The 21320-nt window shown below is 67.5% G+C and carries 19 protein-coding genes; 4 read left to right on the top strand and 15 right to left on the bottom strand.

Annotation, left to right across the window (positions count from 1 at the left end; all coding sequences use genetic code 11):
- Window positions 1–45: 45 nt before the first annotated feature.
- On the bottom strand, window positions 46–2499 hold the full coding sequence (locus AB4Y42_RS22490; RefSeq protein ID WP_368688604.1) for a glycogen/starch/alpha-glucan phosphorylase: 2454 nt from the start codon (window positions 2497–2499) through the stop codon (window positions 46–48).
- Window positions 2500–3104: 605 nt separating this feature from the next.
- Between AB4Y42_RS22490 and AB4Y42_RS22485 the strand changes: the two genes are divergently transcribed.
- Window positions 3105–4457: an MFS transporter gene (locus tag AB4Y42_RS22485; protein WP_368695491.1), complete on the top strand. Its 1353-nt coding sequence runs from the start codon at window positions 3105–3107 to the stop codon at window positions 4455–4457.
- Between the two features lie 81 nt (window positions 4458–4538).
- Here AB4Y42_RS22485 and ltaE read toward each other — a convergent pair whose 3' ends face one another.
- The gene (gene ltaE, locus AB4Y42_RS22480) at window positions 4539–5543 is read right to left on the bottom strand and encodes a low-specificity L-threonine aldolase (RefSeq protein ID WP_368695386.1); all 1005 of its coding nucleotides are present in this window, start codon (window positions 5541–5543) and stop codon (window positions 4539–4541) included.
- 153 nt (window positions 5544–5696) lie between these two features.
- Entirely contained in the window at window positions 5697–6419 is a 723-nt protein-coding gene (locus AB4Y42_RS22475) for a peptidoglycan DD-metalloendopeptidase family protein (RefSeq protein ID WP_368695385.1), read from the bottom strand.
- A 290-nt stretch (window positions 6420–6709) separates the two neighbouring features.
- On the opposite strand from AB4Y42_RS22475, the gene AB4Y42_RS22470 reads away from it, so the two are divergent.
- A complete protein-coding gene (locus AB4Y42_RS22470; protein ID WP_324161282.1) occupies window positions 6710–7030 on the top strand; it encodes a hypothetical protein in 321 nt (106 codons plus the stop codon).
- A gap of 130 nt (window positions 7031–7160) precedes the next feature.
- Window positions 7161–7973 carry a DUF2968 domain-containing protein gene (locus AB4Y42_RS22465; protein WP_342919043.1) on the top strand — a complete coding sequence of 271 codons (813 nt, stop codon included), beginning with the start codon at window positions 7161–7163 and terminating at the stop codon, window positions 7971–7973.
- Here the strand turns inward: AB4Y42_RS22465 and AB4Y42_RS22460 are convergent, their stop codons facing one another.
- The 12 genes from AB4Y42_RS22460 to AB4Y42_RS22405 all read right to left on the bottom strand — a co-directional run bounded on the left by AB4Y42_RS22460 (window position 7974) and on the right by AB4Y42_RS22405 (window position 19815).
- Entirely contained in the window at window positions 7974–8897 is a 924-nt protein-coding gene (locus AB4Y42_RS22460) for a dihydrodipicolinate synthase family protein (RefSeq protein WP_368695384.1), read from the bottom strand. It abuts the gene before it with no gap.
- 17 nt (window positions 8898–8914) lie between these two features.
- A complete protein-coding gene (locus AB4Y42_RS22455) occupies window positions 8915–10642 on the bottom strand; it encodes an IlvD/Edd family dehydratase (RefSeq protein WP_368695383.1) in 1728 nt (575 codons plus the stop codon).
- 494 nt (window positions 10643–11136) lie between these two features.
- Window positions 11137–11463: a DUF4148 domain-containing protein gene (locus AB4Y42_RS22450; protein ID WP_368688609.1), complete on the bottom strand. Its 327-nt coding sequence runs from the start codon at window positions 11461–11463 to the stop codon at window positions 11137–11139.
- A gap of 209 nt (window positions 11464–11672) precedes the next feature.
- Window positions 11673–13085 (bottom strand): NADP-dependent phosphogluconate dehydrogenase, encoded by a 1413-nt coding sequence (gene gndA, locus AB4Y42_RS22445; protein ID WP_368695382.1) that lies wholly within the window; start codon window positions 13083–13085, stop codon window positions 11673–11675.
- 119 nt (window positions 13086–13204) lie between these two features.
- Entirely contained in the window at window positions 13205–13825 is a 621-nt protein-coding gene (locus AB4Y42_RS22440) for a DUF938 domain-containing protein (protein ID WP_368688610.1), read from the bottom strand.
- 42 nt (window positions 13826–13867) lie between these two features.
- Window positions 13868–14485: a pyridoxamine 5'-phosphate oxidase family protein gene (locus AB4Y42_RS22435; protein ID WP_368688611.1), complete on the bottom strand. Its 618-nt coding sequence runs from the start codon at window positions 14483–14485 to the stop codon at window positions 13868–13870.
- 28 nt (window positions 14486–14513) lie between these two features.
- A complete protein-coding gene (locus AB4Y42_RS22430; RefSeq protein WP_368695381.1) occupies window positions 14514–15380 on the bottom strand; it encodes an NAD-dependent protein deacetylase in 867 nt (288 codons plus the stop codon).
- A 20-nt stretch (window positions 15381–15400) separates the two neighbouring features.
- Complete coding sequence (locus AB4Y42_RS22425; protein ID WP_368695380.1) at window positions 15401–15661, bottom strand: oxidoreductase-like domain-containing protein; 261 nt, start codon at window positions 15659–15661, stop codon at window positions 15401–15403.
- A gap of 86 nt (window positions 15662–15747) precedes the next feature.
- Window positions 15748–16512 (bottom strand): SDR family oxidoreductase, encoded by a 765-nt coding sequence (locus AB4Y42_RS22420; RefSeq protein WP_368688614.1) that lies wholly within the window; start codon window positions 16510–16512, stop codon window positions 15748–15750.
- Window positions 16513–16539: 27 nt separating this feature from the next.
- Window positions 16540–17217, bottom strand: coding sequence for a transporter substrate-binding domain-containing protein (locus AB4Y42_RS22415; RefSeq protein ID WP_368695490.1), 678 nt, complete (start codon window positions 17215–17217; stop codon window positions 16540–16542).
- Window positions 17218–17399: 182 nt separating this feature from the next.
- Window positions 17400–18293, bottom strand: a complete 894-nt coding sequence (locus AB4Y42_RS22410) for a LysR family transcriptional regulator (RefSeq protein ID WP_368695489.1) — start codon at window positions 18291–18293, stop codon at window positions 17400–17402.
- A 112-nt stretch (window positions 18294–18405) separates the two neighbouring features.
- A complete protein-coding gene (locus AB4Y42_RS22405) occupies window positions 18406–19815 on the bottom strand; it encodes a DUF2252 domain-containing protein (RefSeq protein ID WP_368695379.1) in 1410 nt (469 codons plus the stop codon).
- 252 nt (window positions 19816–20067) lie between these two features.
- Between AB4Y42_RS22405 and gltS the strand changes: the two genes are divergently transcribed.
- Window positions 20068–21282 carry a sodium/glutamate symporter gene (gene gltS / locus AB4Y42_RS22400; protein ID WP_368695378.1) on the top strand — a complete coding sequence of 405 codons (1215 nt, stop codon included), beginning with the start codon at window positions 20068–20070 and terminating at the stop codon, window positions 21280–21282.
- The last annotated feature ends 38 nt before the right edge of the window (window positions 21283–21320 follow it).

The raw sequence follows: 21320 nt of genomic DNA, 5'->3' as shown, positions 1-21320 counted from the left end.
AGCACCGCTGGAAGCACCGCCGGCAGAACCGCGGGCGCTCGCCCCTCACTCCATCTCGATCGACTTCACGTGCCAGATATCGCGGGCGTATTCCGCGATCGCACGGTCCGACGAGAACTTCCCCATCCCCGCTACGTTTTCGATCGCGCTCGCGGTCCACGCCGGCACGTCCATGAAGCGCTGGTCGGCGGCGTCCTGGGCCTCCATGAAGGCCGAATAGTCGGCCAGCACGAGGTAGTGGTCACCCCAGTCCACGAGCGTATGAAAGATGTCCGTGTAGCGTGCCGAATCGTGCGGTGAGAAGAAGCCCGTGCGGATCTGGTCGAGCGCGCGGCGCAGCTCGGCGTTTTCCTCGTAGACCTGGCGCGGCCGGTAGCCCGCGCAACGCAGCTGGTCGACCTGGTCGGACGTGTGACCGAAGATGAAGATGTTGTCCTGCCCCACGGCCTCGCCGATCTCGATGTTCGCGCCGTCCAGCGTGCCCATGGTGAGCGCGCCGTTGAGCGCGAGCTTCATGTTGCCGGTGCCCGAGGCTTCGGTGCCCGCCGTCGAGATCTGCTCGGAAAGGTCCGCCGCGGGAATCAGCACCTCGGCCACGCTCACGCCGTAGTTCGGCACGAACACCACCTTGAGCCGGTCGCCCACCACGGGATCGTTGTTGATCTTCGCGGCCACGTCGTTGATGAGGTGGATGATCATCTTCGCCATGCGGTACGCCGACGCGGCCTTGCCCGCAAACAGCACGACGCGTGGCACCCAGTCGCGCTCGGGCGCTTCGAGAATGCGGTTGTAGCGCGTGATCACGTGCAGCACGTTGAGCAGCTGCCGCTTGTACTCGTGAATGCGCTTGACCTGCATGTCGAACAGCGCGTCGGGATTGAAGACGATGCCCGTGCGCTGCAGGGCGCGATGTGCGAGACGCACCTTGTTGCTGCGCTTGGCCGCGCGGAACGCGGCTTCGAACGAAGCGTCGCCGCGCAGCTTGCGCAGCGCGCCCAGTTCGAAGAGATCGCTGCGCCAGCGCGGCCCGATCGCTTCGTCCACGAGGTGCGCGAGCGGCGGGCTCGCCTGCGCGAGCCAGCGGCGTGGCGTGATGCCGTTGGTCACGTTGGTGAAGCGGTCGGGAAAGAGGCGCGCGAAGTCGGCGAAGATATCGCGCGTCATCAGTTGCGAGTGCAACTTCGACACGCCGTTCACCTTGTGGCTCGCCACGATCGCGAGATAAGCCATGCGTACGCGGCGCTGGCCATATTCGTCCACGAGCGAGATGCGGCGGATCAGGTCGAGGTCGTGCGCGCCGCGGTCGCTCGCTTCGCGCAGAAATGCCGCGTTGATGTCGAAGATGATTTCGAGGTGGCGCGGCAGGAGGCGCGCCAATAGTTCGATGTCCCAGGTTTCCAGCGCTTCGGGCATCAGCGTGTGGTTGGTGTACGAGAACACGCGGCGCACGTGGCCCATCGCCTCGTCCCATGGCAGATGATGCACGTCCACCAGCAGGCGGATCAGCTCGGGAATGGCCAGCACCGGGTGCGTGTCGTTCAGGTGCACCGCGACCTTTTCGGAGAAGCGCCCGAACGTGCTGTGCGTGCGCAGGTAGCGGCGAATCAGGTCCTGCATCGTCGCGGAGACGAAGAAGTATTCCTGGCGCAGACGCAGTTCGCGCCCGGCCATCGTCGAGTCGTCGGGATAGAGCAGCCGCGAGACGTTCTCGGAGATGTTGCGCGCTTCCACCGCGCGCTGATAGTCGCCCTGGTTGAACGCCGAGAGATCGAGCTCTTCATCCGCGCGCGCGGACCACAGCCGCAGCGTGTTGGTCGCGCTGGTGGCGTAGCCGGGAATCACCGTGTCGTAGGCCATGGCGTTCACGTGCTGCGTGTCGACCCATTCCACATTGCCGTTGCGCTGCATGGTGCGCCCGCCAAAGTGCACGGAATACTGCACCTCGGGCCGCGGAAATTCCCACGGATTGCCATAGCGCAGCCAGTAGTCGGGCGCTTCGACCTGTTCGCCGTTCACGATCTGCTGACGGAACATGCCGTAGTCGTAGCGAATGCCATAGCCGAAGCCCGGAATGCCGAGCGTCGCCATCGAATCGAGAAAGCACGCCGCGAGCCGGCCGAGACCGCCGTTGCCGAGCGCCGCGTCGGGCTCGTAGTCGAGCACCGTGTCCATGTCGACACCCACGCTCGCCAGCGCCTCTTTCATCTGGTCGTGGATGCCGAGCGCGATCAGCGCGTTCGAGAACGTGCGGCCGATGAGAAATTCCATCGACAGGTAATAGACGCGTTTGACGTCCTGGTCGTACTGGCGGCGCGTGGTGATCATCCAGCGCTCGACGAGCCGGTCGCGCACGGCGAGCGCCGCGGCGTGCAGCCAGTCCTGCGGACGGGCCGTCACGGCGTCCTTGCCGACACCGTACATCAGGCGATTGGAGAGGGAACGGCGCAGCGCTTCGACGCTGCTTTGCAACTGATCGAACTCGAGACCGATGGCTGTCATCGATTGACTCCTGTCGAGTGCACCTGGTGCAGAGCGCCTGGTGCAGTCCCACGCATAGCGCTGGAAATGGCGGCGCGCCCATAAAGGGTGCAGGGCGCGCGGTTGTTCCGGGCCTGCGCCGCGCGCGGCGGTACGGAACGATGACGCATCGGCGCCACGGCGGAAATGGCCGGCACCGCTCGCCAGCGAGCGCAGATCAATTTGCAGAGTAGTGCATTTTCAAATGGCGTGCGGCGGCGCGCCATGCGGGCGCGGAGCGCGGCCGCCAGCCACGCGGAACCTGCCGGCCGCCTCGATCCCTTGCCATGCGGACGGTTGCGCGCGCGCAGCGCGGCGCCACACCCGCGCGTGACGGGCTTGGCAGTTAGTTGCGATATGCCGGCGCGCGATGGCGGTCGCGCGCGCCACCCACTGCCTTACAGTCGCCCCACGCTCTGGAGCGTCTCCTGCAGAACCCGGCGGCCTCTGTAACAATCGCAAAATTCGTCCGCTCGGCCCGCGCCGCAGCCTTCATCGTCCATCCGCCCGAGACTGTCTTGTCCGAAACCTTTTCCGCGGCGCGCGAAACCCGCAATACCCTCAATACCGAGCCGCCCGACGCGCCGATGTCCGCGAAGAACCGCCGCGCCATGGGCGCGGTGATGCTCGCCGTCGCGCTCGCCACGCTCGATACCGCCATCGCCAACACCGCGCTGCCCGTCATCGCCACCGACCTGCACGCGGCCCCCGCCGCCTCGGTGTGGATCATCAACGCGTACCAGCTCGCGATGGTCGCCACCTTGCTGCCGCTCGCCGCGCTCGGCGACATCATCGGCCACCGGCGCATCTATATCAGCGGCCTCGCGATCTTCACGGTCGCCTCGCTCGCCTGCGCGCTCGCACCCACGCTCACCGCGCTTGCCGGGGCGCGCGTGCTGCAGGGGCTCGGCGCGAGCGCCATCATGAGCGTGAACACCGCGCTGATCCGCTTTCTCTACCCGCCGCACCGGCTCGGGCGCGGGCTCGGCATGAATGCGCTGATCGTCGGCGTTTCGTTCGCCGTGGGTCCGACCGTGGCCTCGCTGATCCTCTCCGCAGGCACCTGGCCATGGCTCTTCGCGATCAACGTGCCGCTCGGCGTGCTCGCGCTCGTGTTCGCGCTGCCCGCGCTGCCGCAGACGGCGCGCGGCAAGCACGCCTTCGATCCCGTCGCGGCGGTGCTCAACGTGATCACGTTCGCGGCGCTGGTCTTCGCGCTCGGCGAGGCCGCGCAGCGCGCACCCGGCATGGAAGTGGGCATTGCGGCCGTCGTCGCGCTGGTGTTCGGCGCGCTGCTGATCCGGCGCGAGGCCGGGCATCCCGCGCCCATGCTGCCCGTGGACCTGTTCCGCCGGCCGGTTTTCGCGCTTTCGTCGGTCACCGCGATCTGCTCGTTCGCGGCGCAGGGCCTCGCGTTCGTCTCGCTGCCGTTCTATTTCGAAACCGTGCTGATGCGCAGCCAGGTGGAGACCGGCTTCCTGATGACGCCCTGGCCCGTGGTCGTGGCCGCCGCCGCGCCGATTGCGGGACGCCTCTCCGACCGCTATCCGCCGGGCCTGCTCGGCGCGATCGGGCTCGCCATTCTCTCGGCGGGCATGGCGTCGCTGGCGCTGCTGCCCGCGCACCCCTCGGTGACGGACATCGTCGTGCGCATGGCGATCTGCGGCGCGGGCTTCGGCTTTTTCCAGTCGCCCAACCTGCGGGCGATCATGGCGAGCGCGCCGCCCGAGCGCAGCGGCGGCGCGAGCGGCACCATCGCGGTCTCGCGTCTGCTCGGGCAGACCACGGGCGCGGCGCTGGTGGCGCTGTGCTTCGGGATCGTGGGCCGGCACGGCCCGACACTCGCCCTGGGCCTTGGCTGCGCCTTTGCGGGCGCGGCGGCCATTGCGAGCGGGCTGCGGCTGTTCGCGCCGTCGCACCGGGCGGTGCAGCGCGGGTGATGCGGGTGGTGCGGGCGGCTGAGGTCTGAGCCAATGGCGCGCGGGAAACGCGCGCCTTCGCCAGCTAGCCCGTCGACCGGCTTATCGCGCGAAGTAACCCTTCACCGCCGCCACGAACGTGTCGATATCGGCGGCCGTCACGTCGAGGTGCGTGACGAAGCGCGACGCGTACAGCATCTGCGTGAGGATGCCGCGCTCCTTGAGATACGCCTCCAGCGGCGCGCAGTGTTCCTGCGGGAACTGCACGAACACCATGTTCGTGGCCTGCGACATCACCTTCACCTGCTCGATCTGCGCGAGACCGGCGGCGAGACGCGCGGCGTTCGCATGGTCGTCGGCGAGACGCGCGACGTTGTGATCGAGCGCGTAAAGGCACGCGGCCGCGAGCACGCCCGACTGGCGCATGCCGCCGCCCAGCACCTTGCGCCAGCGATGCGCCGCGTCGATGAGCGCGCGGCTGCCCACCAGCACCGACCCCACCGGCGTGCCCAAGCCCTTCGAAAAGCAGATCGACACCGAGTCGAAGCCCGCCGTGAGCGCCTCGAGCGGCTGGCTCGAGGCGACCGCCGCGTTGTACACGCGTGCACCGTCGAGGTGCGTGGCGAGCCCGCGTTCATGCGCGAGCTGCGTGGCCTTCGCGACGTAATCCGCCGGCAGCACCTTGCCGCCGATGGTGTTTTCGAGCGCGAGCAGGCGCGTGCGCGCGAAGTGGTCGTCGATCGGCTTGATCGCCGCGGCGATGCGCTCGAGCGGGATCGAGCCGTCTTCGGCGTTGTCGAGCGGCTGCGGCTGGATGCTGCCCAGCACGGCCGCGCCGCCGCCCTCGTACTTATAGGTGTGGGCCGCCTGGCCGACGATGTACTCGTCGCCGCGCGCGCAATGCGCCATCAGCGCGGCGAGGTTGCTTTGCGTGCCGCTCGGAAAGAAGAGTCCCGCCTCCTTGCCCGCCTCTTGCGCCACGCGCGCCTGCAGGCGCAGCACGGTCGGGTCGTCGCCCCATACGTCGTCGCCGGTTTCGGCGCGGGTCATGGCGGCGAGCATGGCTTCGCCCGGACGGGTGACGGTGTCGCTGCGCAGGTCGATCATTGCGATGAAATCCTCGTGGTTGAAGCACGCGCGGGACGCACTGGCGCGCGCCTGGTCGAGCGCGCGCCGCGCGGCGTGGGAACCATCGAGTGTATTTTCAAACGGCGGCCCAGCGCAATGCCGGGCCGGGCGCAGAGCGCGCTTTCGCCGTGGCTAGTGCGCGAGCAGCGGCAGCGGATCGACGGGCTTGCCGTCGCTACGGACTTCGAACTGAACGCCGCCGGTGCCCATTTCCGCGATCGGCTGGCCTTGCGAGACGGCGTCGTCTTCCTTCACGAGCAGCTTGCCGTTGCGGCCGTAAGCGGTCACGACCTGGTCGTTGTGCTTGATGATCACGAGCGGCCCGTAGGCCTCGATCCCCGTGCCCGCGTAGACCACGCGGCCAGCGGCGGCGGCCTTGACCTCCTCGCCGGGCGTGCCGCCGATCACGATGCCGGTGGACTTGCCCGGCACGAAGCGCTGCAGGATCGGCCCGCGCGCAGGCCACGCGAGCGCGATGCTGGGCGCGACGGGCGCCGGCATGGCGACGCCGGCGGCGGCGGGCGCGCCGCCAGGCATCTGCGCCTGCGGCGCAGCCGCTGCGTAGTTGGGCGGGGGCGCGACGCGCAGCACCTGGCCCGGCAGCAGCTGGGCGTTGGCCGAAGGCAGCTGGTTCCAGCTCGCGATGTCCTGGGGACGCTGGCCGAAGGCCCCCGCCACGCGCGAGAGCGTGTCGCCCGGATTGACGCGGTAGTAGCCCGCGGGCACGCCGCTCGTGGACATGGGGGGCGCGCTCTGGCATTCCCATGGCGTAAAGGTGCTGCTACAGGCGCTGCAGACGAGCGTGAGGGCGGCCAGCGCCGCATACGCGCCCGGGTTTCGCCGTTGTCGATTCATCTTGCTGTTCCTCGCTTGGTCCTCGCGTATGACGAAAAAATACGCATGTGGAGTGCGCGGCGGGCCGCAGGCGTTCGCTTGCGCGCCACCTTCCGCGCGAATGAAGACGGAATAAGCCGGAAATGGCGAACGTCCCCCATTATATCGTTCATGCTCCAGCCGCCTTTTTTCGCCGGCATGCTCGCCCGGCCTGCGCTTGCGCGGGTCAACGCCTATACTGGTTCACGCGTCACCCGATAATCAGATGAAAGGCCTCTCGCTGCAGTCCCATGGCCCTGAGGGATCCGAGAATGAACAAAGCCACCTTTCTTTCGCTGCAGCTCAACGTCGAAGATGTCACGTCGTCGCCGGGCCTCGTCGAATTGTTGAACAACCATCTCATCTTTGCGGCCGACGTGGCCGAAGCCGCCGACGAACTGGTCCAGCACGCCAGCATCGCACGGCTTTCCGGCGCCACCGAGGCGTCCGTGGAAATTCCCGCCGTAGTCATCGAGCGCCTGCGCGATGCGCTCGACACGCTGAGCGGCTATGACGAAACCTGGCTTTTCGCGCTCGAGCCCGGGCGTGCGCTCTTCGACGACATCGCACGCCGGCCGCGCCTGCTTCACTAGTACGCGAACCCGGAGCGGACGGCGCCCTACCCGCATCGCCCGCCCCATTTGCCTGCGCGCCGGCGCCCGTATGCCACGCTGCCGCGCGCGGAGCGCCTTGTTTTTGGCGCGCCAAACTGGGGGAACCGCCGTGAAATCCATTTTGAACCGCCGTAACGCCGCGCTCTCTGGCGCACCATCACGAATCCTGGCCGTCGCCCATGATGCCGCCACGCAGCGCGCCGTCGCAAGCGAAGCCGCGAGCCGCGTCCCGCAGTCCGCGGCCGAGCCTACCGTGACGCCGCCCGAGGCCCCCGTCGAGATCGAATCTCGCGCGGAGCCGGCCGCGGGCGCGGCCGTGCAGCCCGAAGGCGCCGGCGGGCCACGGCCGGTCTCCACGCTCCATCCGGTACCGGTGATGCCCGCGCACCTGAACGGCCGCCCGGTGCAGATCGCCGACGGCGCCGCATTCGAAGCCCTCCACGCCGCCGACGAGTTGATGACGTTCCGCGTCTTCCGCTGCTTCGCGTATACGGTCAGCCTCTTCTTCCATCCGCCCACGCTCGGCTACTTCGTCGCGCTCCATCAGGAAAGCGTACTGTGGCGCGCGCTGAAAGCCAACGACCTCGACGCGGCCGGCTCGGCGTTTCACCTGATGCAGGAGCAAGCCACGCGCCTCGCCGACGGCGAAACGCGCCGCGTGCAACTCGTCGCGCAAAACGCGGAACTCACGCGGCAGATCGAGGAGTCGGAAGCCCAGGCCGAACGCCTGCGCGTGGACCTGCAGCGCCATGCGGAACAGGAACAGACGGTGACGGGCCGCCAGCACCAGATACGAAAGGACGTCGCTCAGCTGGAGGCGCAGCGCATCGCCGCGCAGGCCCAGTTGAACAAGGCCCACCGGGCGCTGCATCAGCTAAAGGTCGCGACGAGCGAGGGCGTGCCCCATCTGCATGCGCGGTGATCACGCGAGCGGGCCCAGTTGCCGCGCGAATCGCCGGGCGGCTTCGAGGCCGAAGCGGCTCGGCGCCAGCTTCACGTCGCGCTCGTGCTCGACGTCGATGCCCATGCGCCATGCCGCGATGCGCTTGCCGTAGCAAATCAGCGTATCGAGCGACTGCATGACGAAGACGATGGCGGGCAGCACCTGCTGGTACAGGGCTTGTGCGCGCTCGAGATCGCCTGCGCAATACGCGGCGTACACCTGCTGCTGCCAGTCGAAGCAATCGGGCGCGACGATCATGCCCGCGCAGCCCGCGCGCAGGTTGTCGAGCAGTTCCAGGCCGCCGCGGCCGTTGAGCACGGGCATCAGGTCGCCGATCTGCGCGATCGTTTCGGCGATCGTCACCGCCGGGCCTTCGCCCTTGAGCACGCGAAAGTTCGGGCATTGCGCGGCGAGCGCGCGCAAACTGGCCGGCGCGAGCCCGACGCCCAGATACTCCGGCGCGTTCTGGATGCCGACCGTCACGTCGAGCCCCGCCATCACGCCAGCGAAGAAGTCGAAGTAGAACGATTCGGGTTGCGCAGGCTCGCCTTGAGCGCGCGCGGGCGGCTGGAGGATTAGCCATGCCGCGCCGCGCCCGATCGCGTGTTGCGCGAATTCGCGCTGCGCCTGCACCGTGGGGCCGCTCACCGTGACGGCAAGCGGCAGCGCGCCGCCGCTGTCCTCCTGGGCCCAGTCGATCACCTGCTCGCGTTCGGCGCGCGAAAGCTTGTTGACCTCGGTGGCGAGCCCGAGCACCGCGATGCCCGGCGCGCCGCCGCGCACGGCCGCTTCGACCTGGCGCCGCATGGCGGCGCGGTCGAGACGGTTATTGCGATCGAAGAACGCATAGAGGATCGGGTAGATGCCGGCGATGGCACCGGCGGCTTTGGCTGGCGCGCCCATCGCGTGCTCCGGCGCGCTCAGTGGGAGTCGCGCGGCACGGCCGCGCCGCTCGCGCCGACAAGAAAGTCCAGGTCGGCGCCCTTGTCGGCCTGCAGCACGTGTTCGACGTAAAGCCGGTAATAGCCGCGCTCGGGCAGCTCGGGCGCCGTCCACTCGGTCTTGCGGCGCGCGAGTTCTGCGTCGGAGACTTCCAGATGCAGACGCCGCGCCGCGACGTCCAGCTCGATCATGTCGCCCGTGCGCACGAGTGCGAGCGGACCGCCCGCCGCCGCTTCTGGCGACACGTGCAGCACGACCGCGCCATACGCCGTGCCGCTCATGCGGCCGTCCGAAATGCGCACCATGTCGGTAATGCCCTTTTGCAGCACCTTCTTCGGCAACGGCATGTTGCCGACCTCGGCGAAGCCCGGATAGCCCTTCGGCCCGGCGCCCTTGAGGACCATGATGCAATGCTCGTCGATATCGAGCGAATCGTCGTCGACCTTCGCGTGCAGTTCCTCGACGTTCTCGAACACCACCGCGCGGCCGCGATGACGCAATAGCGCGGGCGTGGCGGCCGAAGGCTTGATGACCGCGCCGTCGGGCGCGAGATTGCCCTTGAGCACGGCGATGCCGGCTTTGGGCTTGAACGGCTGCGCGAACGAGGTAATGACTTCGGCGTTGTAGTTCGGCGCGTCGGCCACGTTTTCCCAGAGGGTTTTCCCATTGACCGTCAACGCGTCCCGATGCAGCAGCCCTTGCTCGCCCAGTTGCCGCAGCACCGCAGGCAGGCCGCCCGCGTAATAGAAGTCCTCCATCAGATAATGGCCGGAAGGCTGCAGATTCACGAGGCAAGGAACATCGGAGCCCAGCTCCCAGTCGTCGAGCGAAAGCGGCACGCCGATGCGCCGCGCGAGTGCGATCAGGTGCACGACGGCGTTGGTCGAGCCGCCGATGGCCGCGTTGGTGCGGATCGCGTTTTCGAACGCCGCACGGGTGAGGATCTTCGACATCGTAAGGTCCTCGCGCACCATCTCGACGATGCGCCTCCCGGCGAGTTGCGCGAGCACCTGGCGGCGCGCATCGACAGCAGGAATGGCCGCGTTGTGCGGCAGCCCCATGCCGAGCGACTCGACCATCGAGGCCATCGTGGACGCCGTGCCCATGGTCATGCAGTGGCCGCGCGAGCGGTTCATGCACGACTCCGCCTCGACGAATTCGGCCTGCGACATCGTCCCCGCGCGCACTTCCTCCGACATTTGCCACACGCCCGTGCCCGAGCCGATCTCATGGCCCCGGAAGCGCCCGTTGAGCATCGGTCCGCCCGAGACGGCGAGCGCGGGCAAGTTGCACGACGCCGCGCCCATCAGCAGCGCCGGCGTGGTCTTGTCGCAACCGACGAGCAGAATCGTGCCGTCGATCGGATTGCCGCGAATCGACTCCTCGACGTCCATGGACGCGAGATTGCGAAACAGCATCGCGGTGGGCCGCAGGTTCGATTCGCCGAGCGACATGACGGGAAATTCGAGCGGCAGGCCGCCGGCTTCGTACACGCCTTTTTTCACGTACTCCGCGAGTTCGCGAAAATGCGCGTTGCACGGCGTGAGTTCCGACCACGTATTGCAGATGCCGATGACGGGACGGCCGTCGAACGCGTCGTGAGGGATGCCCTGATTCTTCATCCACGAGCGGTGAATGAAGCCGTCCTTGTCGGCTTTGCCGAACCAGGCCTGGCTGCGCAAGGGCTTGCGGGTGGAGCGGGTCATGGCGGGGCGTCTCCTGTAGCGAGGCAACTTCAGGGAAACTGCCGCCCGATCATAGGAGTGACGTTCGGACCCGTCAATGTTTGATATGGCGTCCTTAGATATGGACAAACCACGCCACAAAAAAGTACGGGCCGGTGGAGAACCGGCCCGTGCTGGACTGCCTTGCAACAACGTACTGCCTACTGCGTTCTGCGTACTGCAACTGCACGGCTGCACCTCTCACTGCGCCAGCCAACTTCAACTACCTTCTGCTCTCTGCGTACTGCAACTTCCTGACTGCAACAACTCACCTACTGCGTACTGCGTACTGCGTATTGCAACTGCACACTGCACACTGCGAACTGCACCTTCTACTGCAACCACTCACTGCGTATTGCAACTGCAACTGCAACTCACTGCTCACTTCTGCTGCAACAACTGACTACGTACAGCGACAACTCACTACAGGGGGTAGCTTGCCGGAACCGCCTGAAGCGGTTCCGTTCGGTCAGGGCTTAGTGGCCGAAGTAAATGCGCTGGTTCGGTGCGACTTGCGCCGGTTGCACCGCGGCACCCGACTGCGACGTGCCGACTGCCGGTGCGCCGTAACCGCTGGTATCGCCGGCGGCCAGCTTTTCCTGGCTCACGCGCGCTTGCGCGGCCTGCAGGTTTTCCGGGTAGTTCACATGGTCAGCCGACGGGTTGTAGCCAGCGTGCTCGAGTTGAACCAGTTCCGCGCGCACTTGAGCGCGGGTCAGGCCCTGTTCGCTCGACTGGGCGAACGAGATTGCCGGGATGGCAAGAGCGGCGGCAACGACAACTGCGGGGATAAGCTTGTTCATGATCGGACCTCCATCTGTTTTATTTCCGCTTCGGAACACCGTGTTCGTCAGCGATTGATTACAGTGTAGGCGTCCGATCACGCTAGGGAAAACCCTAATTCGTCAAAACACCATTGCGATTTCGGTAATAAAAAAAGGTGAGCCCTGCGGACTCACCTTACGATTCCAACAAAGACCGCAACGACAGTGCGGCCTTCTGTCTTGCGACCTTACGACCAGTCGGCGTGGAAGCTGCCCGGCTTGTCGATGCGCTCGAACGTGTGCGCGCCGAAGAAATCGCGCTGCGCCTGCACGAGGTTGGCGGGCACGCGCTCCGAGCGGTAGCCGTCGAAGTACGCGATGGCCGACGAGAACGCCGGCACCGGCACGCCCGCGCTCACCGCCTGGATCACGACATCGCGCAGCGCCGACTGATAGTTGGCCGCGATGTCACGGAAATAGGGATCGAGCAGCAGGTTGTCGAGCTGCGGGTCCTTCGCGTAGGCGTCCGTGATCTTCTGCAGGAAGCGCGCGCGGATGATGCAGCCCGCGCGGAAGATCTTGGCAATCGTGCCGTATTGCAGGTCCCACTTGTACTCGTCGGAAGCCATACGCAGTTGCGAGAAGCCTTGCGCGTACGAAATCACCTTCGAGAAGTACAGCGCGCGGCGCACCGACTCGATGAACGCCTTGCGGTCGCCCGAGAACGGCTTCGCGTCGGGGCCCACAAGCACCTTGCTCGCGGCCACGCGCTGCGTCTTGAGCGACGACAGCACGCGCGCGAACACGGCTTCGGTGATGAGCGGCAGCGGCGCGCCGAGATCCAGCGCATTTTGGCTCGTCCACTTGCCGGTGCCCTTTTGTGCGGCGCGGTCGAGGATCACGTCGACGAGATCCTTGCCCGTTTCCTCGTCCTTCTTGCCGAAGATCTTCGAAGTGATCTCGATCAGATAGCTGTCGAGCTCGCCTTCGTTCCACTCGGTGTAGACCTTGCCCATTTCCTCGTTCGAGAGGCCGAGCACCTGCTTGAGCACCGCGTAGCTTTCGGCGATCAGCTGCATGTCGCCGTATTCGATGCCGTTGTGCACCATCTTCACGAAATGGCCCGCGCCGTCCGGGCCCATGTAGGCCACGCACGGCTCGCCGTCCGTCGGCGCCTTCGCGGCGATTTCAGTGAGGATCGGTGCAACCAGATCGTAAGCATCGCGCTGGCCGCCCGGCATGATCGACGGCCCCTTGAGCGCGCCTTCCTCGCCGCCCGACACGCCCGTGCCGATGAAGTGCAGGCCCGACTTCGCGAGTTCCTGGTTGCGGCGGATGGTATCGGTGAAGTGCGTGTTGCCACCGTCGATCAGGATGTCGCCCTTCTCCAGCAGCGGCTTGAGCGCGGCGATGGTGTCGTCGGTGGGCGCGCCGGCCTTCACCATCATCAGAATGCGGCGCGGCTTTTCCAGCGAATCCACGAACTCTTCGAGCGTGTACGCCGGCACGAGCTTGCGATCCGGATACTCGGCGATCAGCTCGTCGGTTCGGGCGCGGCTGCGATTGAACACCGAGACCGCGTGGCCGCGGCTTTCGATGTTGAGCGCCAGATTGCTACCCATCACGGCCAGACCTACAACGCCGATTGGCTGTTTGCTCATGTTGTTTCTCCACTTCATTCATTGACGGCGCCGCAACGGGGCGCCAACCGTGCAAGCATAAGGGAAACGTAGCGGCGCTGCGCGAACGCGCGCATGCGCGCCGGACGTTTGCCGACTGCTTAGCGTTTTCGGAACACCAGGCTGAAATTGTTCGCGGGCATCGGCACGCGCGCTTCGCACTCGAAGCCTTGCGCCTGGGCCAGCGACTCCACGTCCTCCATGTCGCGCACGCCCCAGGACGGGTCGCGCGCGCGCAAGTCGGCGTCGAAGGCCTCGTTGCTCGGCGCCGTGTGCGCGCCTGCGCGCCGGTACGGCCCGTAGAGCACGAGCGCTCCACCCGTAGCAACGCGCGCGCCCGCGCCTTGCATGAGCGCCTGCGCCGCTGCCCACGGCGCGATGTGAATCATGTTGATGCAGACCATGGCGTCCACCGCGTCGATCGGCCAGGGCTCGCGGCACACGTCGAGATCGAGCGGCGCGCGCAGGTTGGCGAGACCCGAGTGCTCGCGCCAGGCGTCGATCGAGGCGCGGGCGCGCGCGTCGGCGTCGCTCGGCTGCCAGGCGAGGCCGGGAAACGCGGCCGCGAAGTGGACGGCATGCTGGCCGGTGCCGCTCGCGATTTCGAGCACGGTGCCCCGCGCGGGCAGCGCGCCGCGCAGCACCTCCAGGATCGGCGCGGCGTTGCGCTCGGCGGCGGGCGCGGACAGGCGTTGGGCGGCTTGCGGGTCGTTCATCGTCATGCTGTCTTTCGGCGTTCGGTCGGCGTTCGGTCGGTTGTTCACTCAGTACAGCGAGTTCTTGATGCGCTCGGCGAGCCCGGCTTCGTAAGTCTCGGCGTCGAACGTCTCGCCATATTGCTCCTCGTTCACGCGGCGCAGCATTTCGCCCGCGCCCGGCAGGTGCGAGCGTTCGACGTGGCGCGACGGGTCCCACAGCTTCGAGCGCACGATGGCCTTGGAGCAATGGAAGTACACGCTTTCCACGTCGACCACGAGCACCGAGCGCGGCGGCTTGCCATCCACGGCGAAGCTCGCGACGAGCGCGGCGTCGGTGCTCACGCGGCCACGCCCGTTCACGCGCAGCATCTCGCCTACGCCCGGCACCATGAACAGCAGCCCCACCTGCGACGAGGCGATCACGTTGCGCAGGCTGTCCACGCGATTGTTGCCGGGCCGGTCGGGCAACGCGAGCGTGTGCTCGTCGAGAATGCGCACGAAGCCGGGTGCATCGCCGCGCGGTGAGCAGTCGAGACCTTCCGGACCGCCCGTGGCGAGCACGACGAACGGCGAACTCTCGATGAAGCGCCGGTAATCCGCGTTGACGTGATCGATTTCCTTGCGCAACGCGCGTTCGTGCGGCGTGCCGTAGTGCGCTTCGAGGTCGGCTAGCGTGGTCAGCATGTCGTCGGTTCCGTGGGGTCGTGAAGTGTCAGGGGGCGAGGCGCGCACCCAGCGCGTCGAGCACGGCCGCGCAGGGAGCTTCGAGCTTGAGGGCGAGGAGCGGGTCGGCACGCGTCTTGCCCATGTTGATCGCGGCCACGGGTTTGCCGCGCTGCTGCGCCCACGCGCAGAAGCGGTAGCCCGAGTAGACCATGAGCGAGGAGCCGACCACGAGCACGGCGTCGGCCTCGTCGAGCGCGTTCGAGGCGCTCGCGACGCGCTCGCGCGGCACGTTCTCGCCGAAGAACACCACCGAAGGCTTGAGCATGCCGCCGCACGCCGCGCATGCGGGCACGTGGAAGGCATTGGCGCCGTCGAAGTCGAGATGGGCGTCGCCGTCGGCGGCGGGTTCCGCGCTCGCGCCCGCGATGGCCGGGTTGCGCGCCTCGAGTTCCGGCTGGATCGAGGCGCGCGAATACTGCGCGCCGCAGTCGAGGCAATGCACGTGCGCGATGCTGCCGTGCAGCTCGATCACGTCGCGGCTGCCCGCGCGCTGATGCAGGCCGTCCACGTTCTGCGTGACGAGCGTGCGCGCGTAGCCCGCCGCACCGAGGCGCGCGAGCGCGCGGTGCGCGCCGTTGGGCTGCGCGAGCCCCACCGTGGGCCAGCCGATCAAGCTGCGCGCCCAGTAGCGGCGCCGCATGCTTTCGGAGCCGAGGAATTCCTGCAGCGTGATGGGCGGCGAGCGCTTCCAGGCGCCGTTCTCGTCGCGGTAGCCCGGAATGCCCGAATCCGTGCTGATGCCCGCGCCGGTCAGCACGAACAGGCGTGGATGACGCTCGACGAACGCCTGCAGCGCGTCGAGGGCGGCGGCATCGAGGACGGGAGCGTTGGCAACGAGGATGGATTCGGTCATGGCGGCAGGCAGTAGGCAGTTCAGCGCGAGGGCTTGCCGCCCGACGGCGCGGCCGCTGGCGAAGCCGGTTTTGCGGCTCGCTTGCGCGGGGCTTTCGCCTGCGCCTGCCGTTCGGCTTCGCGCGCTTCCCACGCGGCCAGCGCGGCGCGGTACCGGCCGTACTCCTCGTCGTACAGATCGAAGATGCAGGGGTCGCAGCCGCTATGGCAGCAGTCGTCGTTATCGGGGCATTCGGGCGGCTGGGGACGGGGATCGTCGTCCGGACGCGGGGGCAAAGACATGGGCGCTCGGGCGTCGTAGTGGTTCAGCGGCCAGTATACGGGACGTGGCGGCCGGGCGTGCGGCAGCGCCCGCCCGGCCTGCGCACTCAGCCGCGCCCCACGAACGGCATCTTCGTCGCCATGATGGTCATGAACTGCACGTTCGCTTCGAGCGGCAGCTGCGCCATGTGCAGCAGCGCGTCGGCCACGAGTTCGACGTCCATCAGCGGCTCGACGGCGATCTCGCCGTTCGCCTGCGGCACGCCGCGGGCCATGCGTTCGGCCATCTCGGTCGCCGCGTTGCCGATGTCGATCTGCCCGCACGCGATGTCGTAGCGCCGGCCATCGAGCGAAACGGTTTTCGTGAGGCCCGTGATGGCGTGCTTGGTCGTCGTGTAGGCGGCGCTGAACGGCCGCGGCGCGTGCGCCGAAATCGAGCCGTTGTTGATGATGCGCCCGCCTCGCGGCGTCTGCCGCTTCATGAGCCCGAACGCCGCGCGCGTGCACAGGAACACGCCGGTGAGGTTCGTATCGACCACGGCGCGCCAGTCGTCCACCGAAAGCTCGTCGATGTCCACGGCCGGCGCGTTGCGGCCCGCGTTGTTGAAGAGCAGATCGAGCCGGCCGTAGCGCGTGCGGATCGTCTCGAAGAGCGCCTCGACGGCCGCCGCGTCGGTCACGTCGCAAGGCGCCGCCAGCGCCTCTTCGCCGCGCAAGCGGGCCTCGCTCGCGAGCGCTTCGAGCGGCGCGGGCCGCCGGCCCGCCAACACGACGGCAAAGCCGTTGGCCAGCAGCCTTTGCGCGCACGCGCGGCCAATGCCGCTGCCCGCGCCCGTCACCAATGCGATCTTGCGTGGTTCCGTATCACTCATCGTTGCCTCTTTGTTTCGGTTGAGCCTTCAATCGAGCGGGTGGTCGTTGGGATGCGCGAAAAGCGCCTTCATCGGCTCCGACATCGGGTAGTCGAGGTTCACGCCCGCAGGCGGAATGGGCGACTCGAACCAGCGCCGGTAAAGCGCGAGCGCCTCGCCCGAGCGCTCCATCTTCGCGACGACGATGCGCATGTTCATCGCGCGCTCCATGTTCCAGCGGCGCAGCAGGCGCTCTTCCGACGTGCCCGCGGTCGTGACCACCGTACGGCCCGCGAGATCCCCGAAGTCCTTGACCGGCGAGCCGCGCTTCACGAGCATGCGCACGCCGTACTCGAAGATGCTGTTGGAGAACGCGACGTCGTTCTCGCGCTCGCGCGTATGCGTCGTGGTGCTGCATTCGAGGTCGATCGTGCCGTTCTGCACGAGCGTGATGCGGTTCTGCGGCGTCACGACGAGTTCGCGCACGCGCAGCTCGGGGAGCTTGAGCGTTTCGCGCACGTTATCCACGATGCGCTGGGTGATCTCGTACGAGTAGCCCGTCGCGTGCTCGCCACCGGCCATATAAGAGAACGGCACGGTGGCCTCGCGCACGCCGATGACGATCGTCCCGGTGTCGCGAATCTTGCGCAGCGTAGGGCTTTCCAGTTCATCGGCGTGCCCCGCGCCTGCAAACACGCAGGCGCCCGCGAGCGCGACGTAGCGCATGTGGCCGCACAGCCTTCTGGCGATACCCAACGGCTTTGACTCGCGCTTCAACAGTGTCTCCCCTGGATCTCTCGTTCGTTCGCGTGGAGCGCGCGCACAGCGGCGCTCCCCTCATGCGCGCGATTGTACCGGCGGCCCGTGCCGGCTCGCGTGATGCGGCGTTGGCTCCCGTGTCCGGGCGCTCACGCCGTGCACGCAGCGGCGAGGCAGCCACGCAGCACTTCCACGAACGCGTTGCCCGCCTGCGAGTCCATGCCGCCTTCGCGCCACATCGCGAACACGCCGACCGTGAGCGCCGGCTCGACGCGCCGGATCGCCACCGGCTCGCCCGCCCCGCGCGCGCTGAGTTCGTCGAGCAGCACGCGGCCGATGCCGCGCGCCGCGAGTGCGCGCGCGACGTGCCACGTCTGCGCCTCGACGGCCGCGAGCCGGTCGTCCACGCCTTCGGCTTCGAGCAGGTTGCCGATCGCCTCGCCGAGCGGATCGACGTTGCCGATGCTGATCCAGTCGCCGTCGACCAGATCGCGCAACGCGAGCGGCGCGTGTTCCGGCGTCGGGTCGTCGGGCGGCCCGACGCAGACCACGGCCGTGCGCGCCAGTTCGACCGCGGCGATGCCCGGCCGCGCGGGCGGATTGAGCGCGACGCCCAGATCGAGTTCGCGCGTGAGCAGCGCGTCGAGCAGTTCCGCCGTGTGGCGCGTCTGGATCCTGAGCGACACCTCGGGATAGCCCGCGCGAAACATCTGCACGGCGGCCGGTATCAGGCTCATGCCGAGGCTCGGCAGGCAGCCGATGCGCAACAGCCCTTGCGGACGCAGCGCGAGATTGCGCGCGAGATCGCGAATGCTGTCGAGGTTCGATTGCAGCTTCTGCGTTTCGGCGAACAGCAACTCGGCCTCGCGCGTGGGCTGCAGGCGGCCGTGCGCGCGGCTGAAGAGCTTGAGGCCCGCGCTGCGCTCCGCATGCGCGAGCACCTTGCTGACCGCGGGCTGCGAAACGCACAGCAACTCGGCCGCCTTGGAGAGCGAGCCGGTGCGCATGATCGCGTGAAAGACTTCGATATGACGTAGACGCATGGGGCGCATGCCGGGCATGCGTACGAGGCTCATGCGCGGCGCGATGAAAGAAAAGCGCAAGGATAGCGCGTTCGGCTGCGCGCTTCGCCTGCCGGTTCGATTCAGGCTCTGCTCAAACGCGGAAATCGGCGGCCATGTCGTCGTCGCTGCGCGCGACGATCGCGCCGCTGCGCGCGGCCTCAAGGAACACGTCGTAATCGCGCTCGACCTGGTCGGCATAGCTGAACGCGTAGCCCGTGAGCGCCTCAGCGAACTGGTCGCTGCGGCCGATGTACGAAGAGATTTCAATGGCGGCGCTGCCCGACTTCGCATGCGCGCGTGCAAGCGCCCAGCCGCACAAACGCGCATAGCCGCAGAGCAGCGTGCTGTCGAGCAGCTGGAGATCGACCGAAAGCTTCATGTCGCGCAACTGGCGCACGTAGAAATGACGCCCGTTGGGCCCCGTGGTCCAGCCAAGGAAGATATCGCTCGCGGCCTGCAGCAGCCGCTGGCCGTGCACGACGCGCGCGCCTTCGTGCTTGATCGAAGGCGACTTGAAGTACTGCGAAACGACCGAGCGACGCGCCTCTTTCACTTGCAGGAAAAGCGGCTTCTCGTGATGATCGACGAGCAGCATCACGAGGCAGCGCGTGCCCACGCTGCCCACGCCCACCACCTTGAACACCAGGTCCTGAATCGCGAAGTGATCGAGCAGTTCGCGCCGGTCGGGCGCGAGCGTCTTCGCGTAATCCTCGTACATGGGCTCGATCAGCGTGCGCCAGTCACCGAGCGTGAACCAGTCGTCTTCGGGTTCGAACAGCGTGTTGACGCCGTGCACGTGAAAGAGCGCGGGCGGGGCGTCGTGAATCGTCCAGTGGTCGCCATCGCGCTCCGCGAGCTTTTCGAGCAGGTTCTCGTGCGTGCGATTGGCGGCCTTCTCCATGCCGCGCCGGATCAGGCGGCGGCCTTCGGGCGTGAGCGCGGTTTCGACCATGCGGTCGAAGGTGATTTTGTCGTACCAGAGATCGAGCGCGCCGTACTCCGCGTACTGGCGCAGGCGGTCGCGATAGCTGGTGACGGCCGTCATCACCAGTTCCTCGGCCACGCCGCGCGAGTAGCGCATGTGCCGCGCCGCCACGACGAAGCTCGCCACGAGGCGCTTCACGTCCCACTCCCACGGCCCGGGCGCGACCTCGTCGAAGTCGTTGAGATCGAACACGAGCTGGCGCTCGGGCGTGGCGAAGGCGCCGAAGTTCAGCAGATGCGCGTCGCCGCAAATCTCCATCGCCATGCCGGTGTTGGGCACACCCGCGAGGTCGTGCGCCTGGAGGATCGCGCTGCCGCGAAAGAACGTGAAGGGCGAAACGATCATGCGCCCGTAGCGCAACTGCACGAGGTTCGGCACGCGGCCTTCGCTGCTCGAGCGCAGCAATGCGAGCGGATCGCGCTTGATGGTGCCGGTTTCCTTGTGGCTCGAACGCTTCGAGCGCTCGCGCGCGGCACGCCCGGCCGCCTCGCGATCAGCAACGGTGCTCCCATTCATGACCTTCTCCGGTTCTTGTACGGTCTCGCGCCATCGTGGCGAACGGGGAAATGCGGGGGTATTCGTCCTGCATGGGCGGCGGCTTTGCACCTGTGAATGTCTGCCAATTTAAGCGTGGGGCCCCGTTTCGTGCAAGCAACGTGGCCGGCGCCGCGCTGCGCACCATGCGCGCAACGCGCAGGCGCCTGATGTACCGTGCGCGAAAGATGCGCCGCCAGCCTGGCCCCCTCATCGCCCCGCCGGACACTCGCCATGAACGTCAAAGTCTACGGAACGCTCGTCGTCGCATCGCTCGTGCTGCTGGTCGGCCAGTGGCTCGTCGCCGCCGTGCCGGTCCTGCGCAAATGGACGATACCGGAACCCGTGGCAGGCGGCATCGTCGCCGCGCTGATCGTGTTCGGACTGCACAGCTTCGCGCACATGGACGTGGTCTTCGACACCTCGCTGCAGGCGCCGCTCATGCAGGCGTTCTTCGCCACCATCGGCCTCAATGCGAACCTCGCCAACCTGAAACACGGCGGCCCGGTACTCGTGCGCTTTCTTGCCGTCGTGGTCGCCCTGCTCGTGCTGCAAAACGTGCTGGGCATCTCGCTCGCCATGGCGTTCGGTGTCGATCCGCTGTTCGGGCTGCTGGGCGGGTCGGTCTCGCTCGCGGGCGGGCATGGCACGGGCGCCGCGTGGGGCGCGGTGTTCACCGAGCATCACGGGCTGCAGTCCGCGACCGAAGCGGCCATTGCGTGCGCCACCTTCGGGCTGATCATGGGCGGCATTCTCGGCGGGCCCGTCGCGCAGCACCTCATGAAGCGCATCGGCGCTCAGGGCGGCGACGCCGCGTCCGGCGCCAGCGGCGCGGCGACACCCGATCCCTACGCATTCGAGGAGCCGAAAGCCGAGCAGCCCACCACGCCGGGCGCGTTCATCAACACGCTCACGCTCATCGCCATCAGCCTCGCCGTGGGCGAAGCGCTCTCCGGGCTGATCGCGGGCACCGCGTTCGAACTGCCCACCTTCGTGTGCGTGCTGTTCGTCGGCGTGCTGCTCGCCAATGGGCTCTCGCTCATCGGGCGGCCGGTGGCCGAGCACGCCGTCGCGCTGATCGGCAACGTGAGCCTCGCGCTCTTTCTCGCCATGGCGCTCATGACGCTGCGCCTGTGGGACCTCGCCGCGCTCGCGCTGCCGGTGTTTACGATCCTCGTCGCGCAGACGCTGCTCATGGTGGTCTACGCGATCTTCGTGACGTTTCGCGTGATGGGCGCGAACTACGACGCCGTCGTGCTTTCGGCAGGCCACTGCGGCTTCGGCCTCGGTGCTACGCCGACGGCGATTGCAAACATGCAGGCGGTCACGGCGCGCTTCGGCCATTCCCATCTGGCGTTTCTCGTGGTGCCGATGGTGGCCGCGTTCTTCATCGACATTGCCAACGCCATCACCATCAAGCTCTTTCTCATGCTGCCGGTTTTCCATTGAGCGGCCAGGCGGTTCGCGCGAGGCGCGCTAGAATGGCG

Source organism: Paraburkholderia sp. EG286B (genome assembly GCF_040965655.1).
Taxonomy (GTDB): domain Bacteria; phylum Pseudomonadota; class Gammaproteobacteria; order Burkholderiales; family Burkholderiaceae; genus Paraburkholderia.
The sequence above is the reverse complement of the archived record's forward strand: the minus strand, read 5'-3'. Positions and strand labels throughout refer to the sequence as shown.

What these genes read in the sequence shown, in the direction of transcription:
- AB4Y42_RS22475 (WP_368695385.1), bottom strand. Translation starts at nt 6,419, where the DNA reads ATGAATCGACAACGGCGAAACCCGGGCGCGTATGCGGCGCTGGCCGCC.
- gndA (WP_368695382.1), bottom strand. Translation starts at nt 13,085, where the DNA reads ATGAGCAAACAGCCAATCGGCGTTGTAGGTCTGGCCGTGATGGGTAGC.
- AB4Y42_RS22405 (WP_368695379.1), bottom strand. Translation starts at nt 19,815, where the DNA reads ATGAATGGGAGCACCGTTGCTGATCGCGAGGCGGCCGGGCGTGCCGCG.
- gltS (WP_368695378.1), top strand. Translation starts at nt 20,068, where the DNA reads ATGAACGTCAAAGTCTACGGAACGCTCGTCGTCGCATCGCTCGTGCTG.
- ltaE (WP_368695386.1), bottom strand. Translation starts at nt 5,543, where the DNA reads ATGATCGACCTGCGCAGCGACACCGTCACCCGTCCGGGCGAAGCCATG.
- AB4Y42_RS22430 (WP_368695381.1), bottom strand. Translation starts at nt 15,380, where the DNA reads ATGACCGAATCCATCCTCGTTGCCAACGCTCCCGTCCTCGATGCCGCC.
- AB4Y42_RS22425 (WP_368695380.1), bottom strand. Translation starts at nt 15,661, where the DNA reads ATGTCTTTGCCCCCGCGTCCGGACGACGATCCCCGTCCCCAGCCGCCC.
- AB4Y42_RS22460 (WP_368695384.1), bottom strand. Translation starts at nt 8,897, where the DNA reads ATGGGCGCGCCAGCCAAAGCCGCCGGTGCCATCGCCGGCATCTACCCG.
- AB4Y42_RS22440 (WP_368688610.1), bottom strand. Translation starts at nt 13,825, where the DNA reads ATGACGATGAACGACCCGCAAGCCGCCCAACGCCTGTCCGCGCCCGCC.
- AB4Y42_RS22420 (WP_368688614.1), bottom strand. Translation starts at nt 16,512, where the DNA reads ATGAGTGATACGGAACCACGCAAGATCGCATTGGTGACGGGCGCGGGC.
- AB4Y42_RS22470 (WP_324161282.1), top strand. Translation starts at nt 6,710, where the DNA reads ATGAACAAAGCCACCTTTCTTTCGCTGCAGCTCAACGTCGAAGATGTC.
- AB4Y42_RS22490 (WP_368688604.1), bottom strand. Translation starts at nt 2,499, where the DNA reads ATGACAGCCATCGGTCTCGAGTTCGATCAGTTGCAAAGCAGCGTCGAA.
- AB4Y42_RS22485 (WP_368695491.1), top strand. Translation starts at nt 3,105, where the DNA reads ATGTCCGCGAAGAACCGCCGCGCCATGGGCGCGGTGATGCTCGCCGTC.
- AB4Y42_RS22410 (WP_368695489.1), bottom strand. Translation starts at nt 18,293, where the DNA reads ATGCGTCTACGTCATATCGAAGTCTTTCACGCGATCATGCGCACCGGC.
- AB4Y42_RS22450 (WP_368688609.1), bottom strand. Translation starts at nt 11,463, where the DNA reads ATGAACAAGCTTATCCCCGCAGTTGTCGTTGCCGCCGCTCTTGCCATC.
- AB4Y42_RS22415 (WP_368695490.1), bottom strand. Translation starts at nt 17,217, where the DNA reads ATGCGCTACGTCGCGCTCGCGGGCGCCTGCGTGTTTGCAGGCGCGGGG.
- AB4Y42_RS22455 (WP_368695383.1), bottom strand. Translation starts at nt 10,642, where the DNA reads ATGACCCGCTCCACCCGCAAGCCCTTGCGCAGCCAGGCCTGGTTCGGC.
- AB4Y42_RS22435 (WP_368688611.1), bottom strand. Translation starts at nt 14,485, where the DNA reads ATGCTGACCACGCTAGCCGACCTCGAAGCGCACTACGGCACGCCGCAC.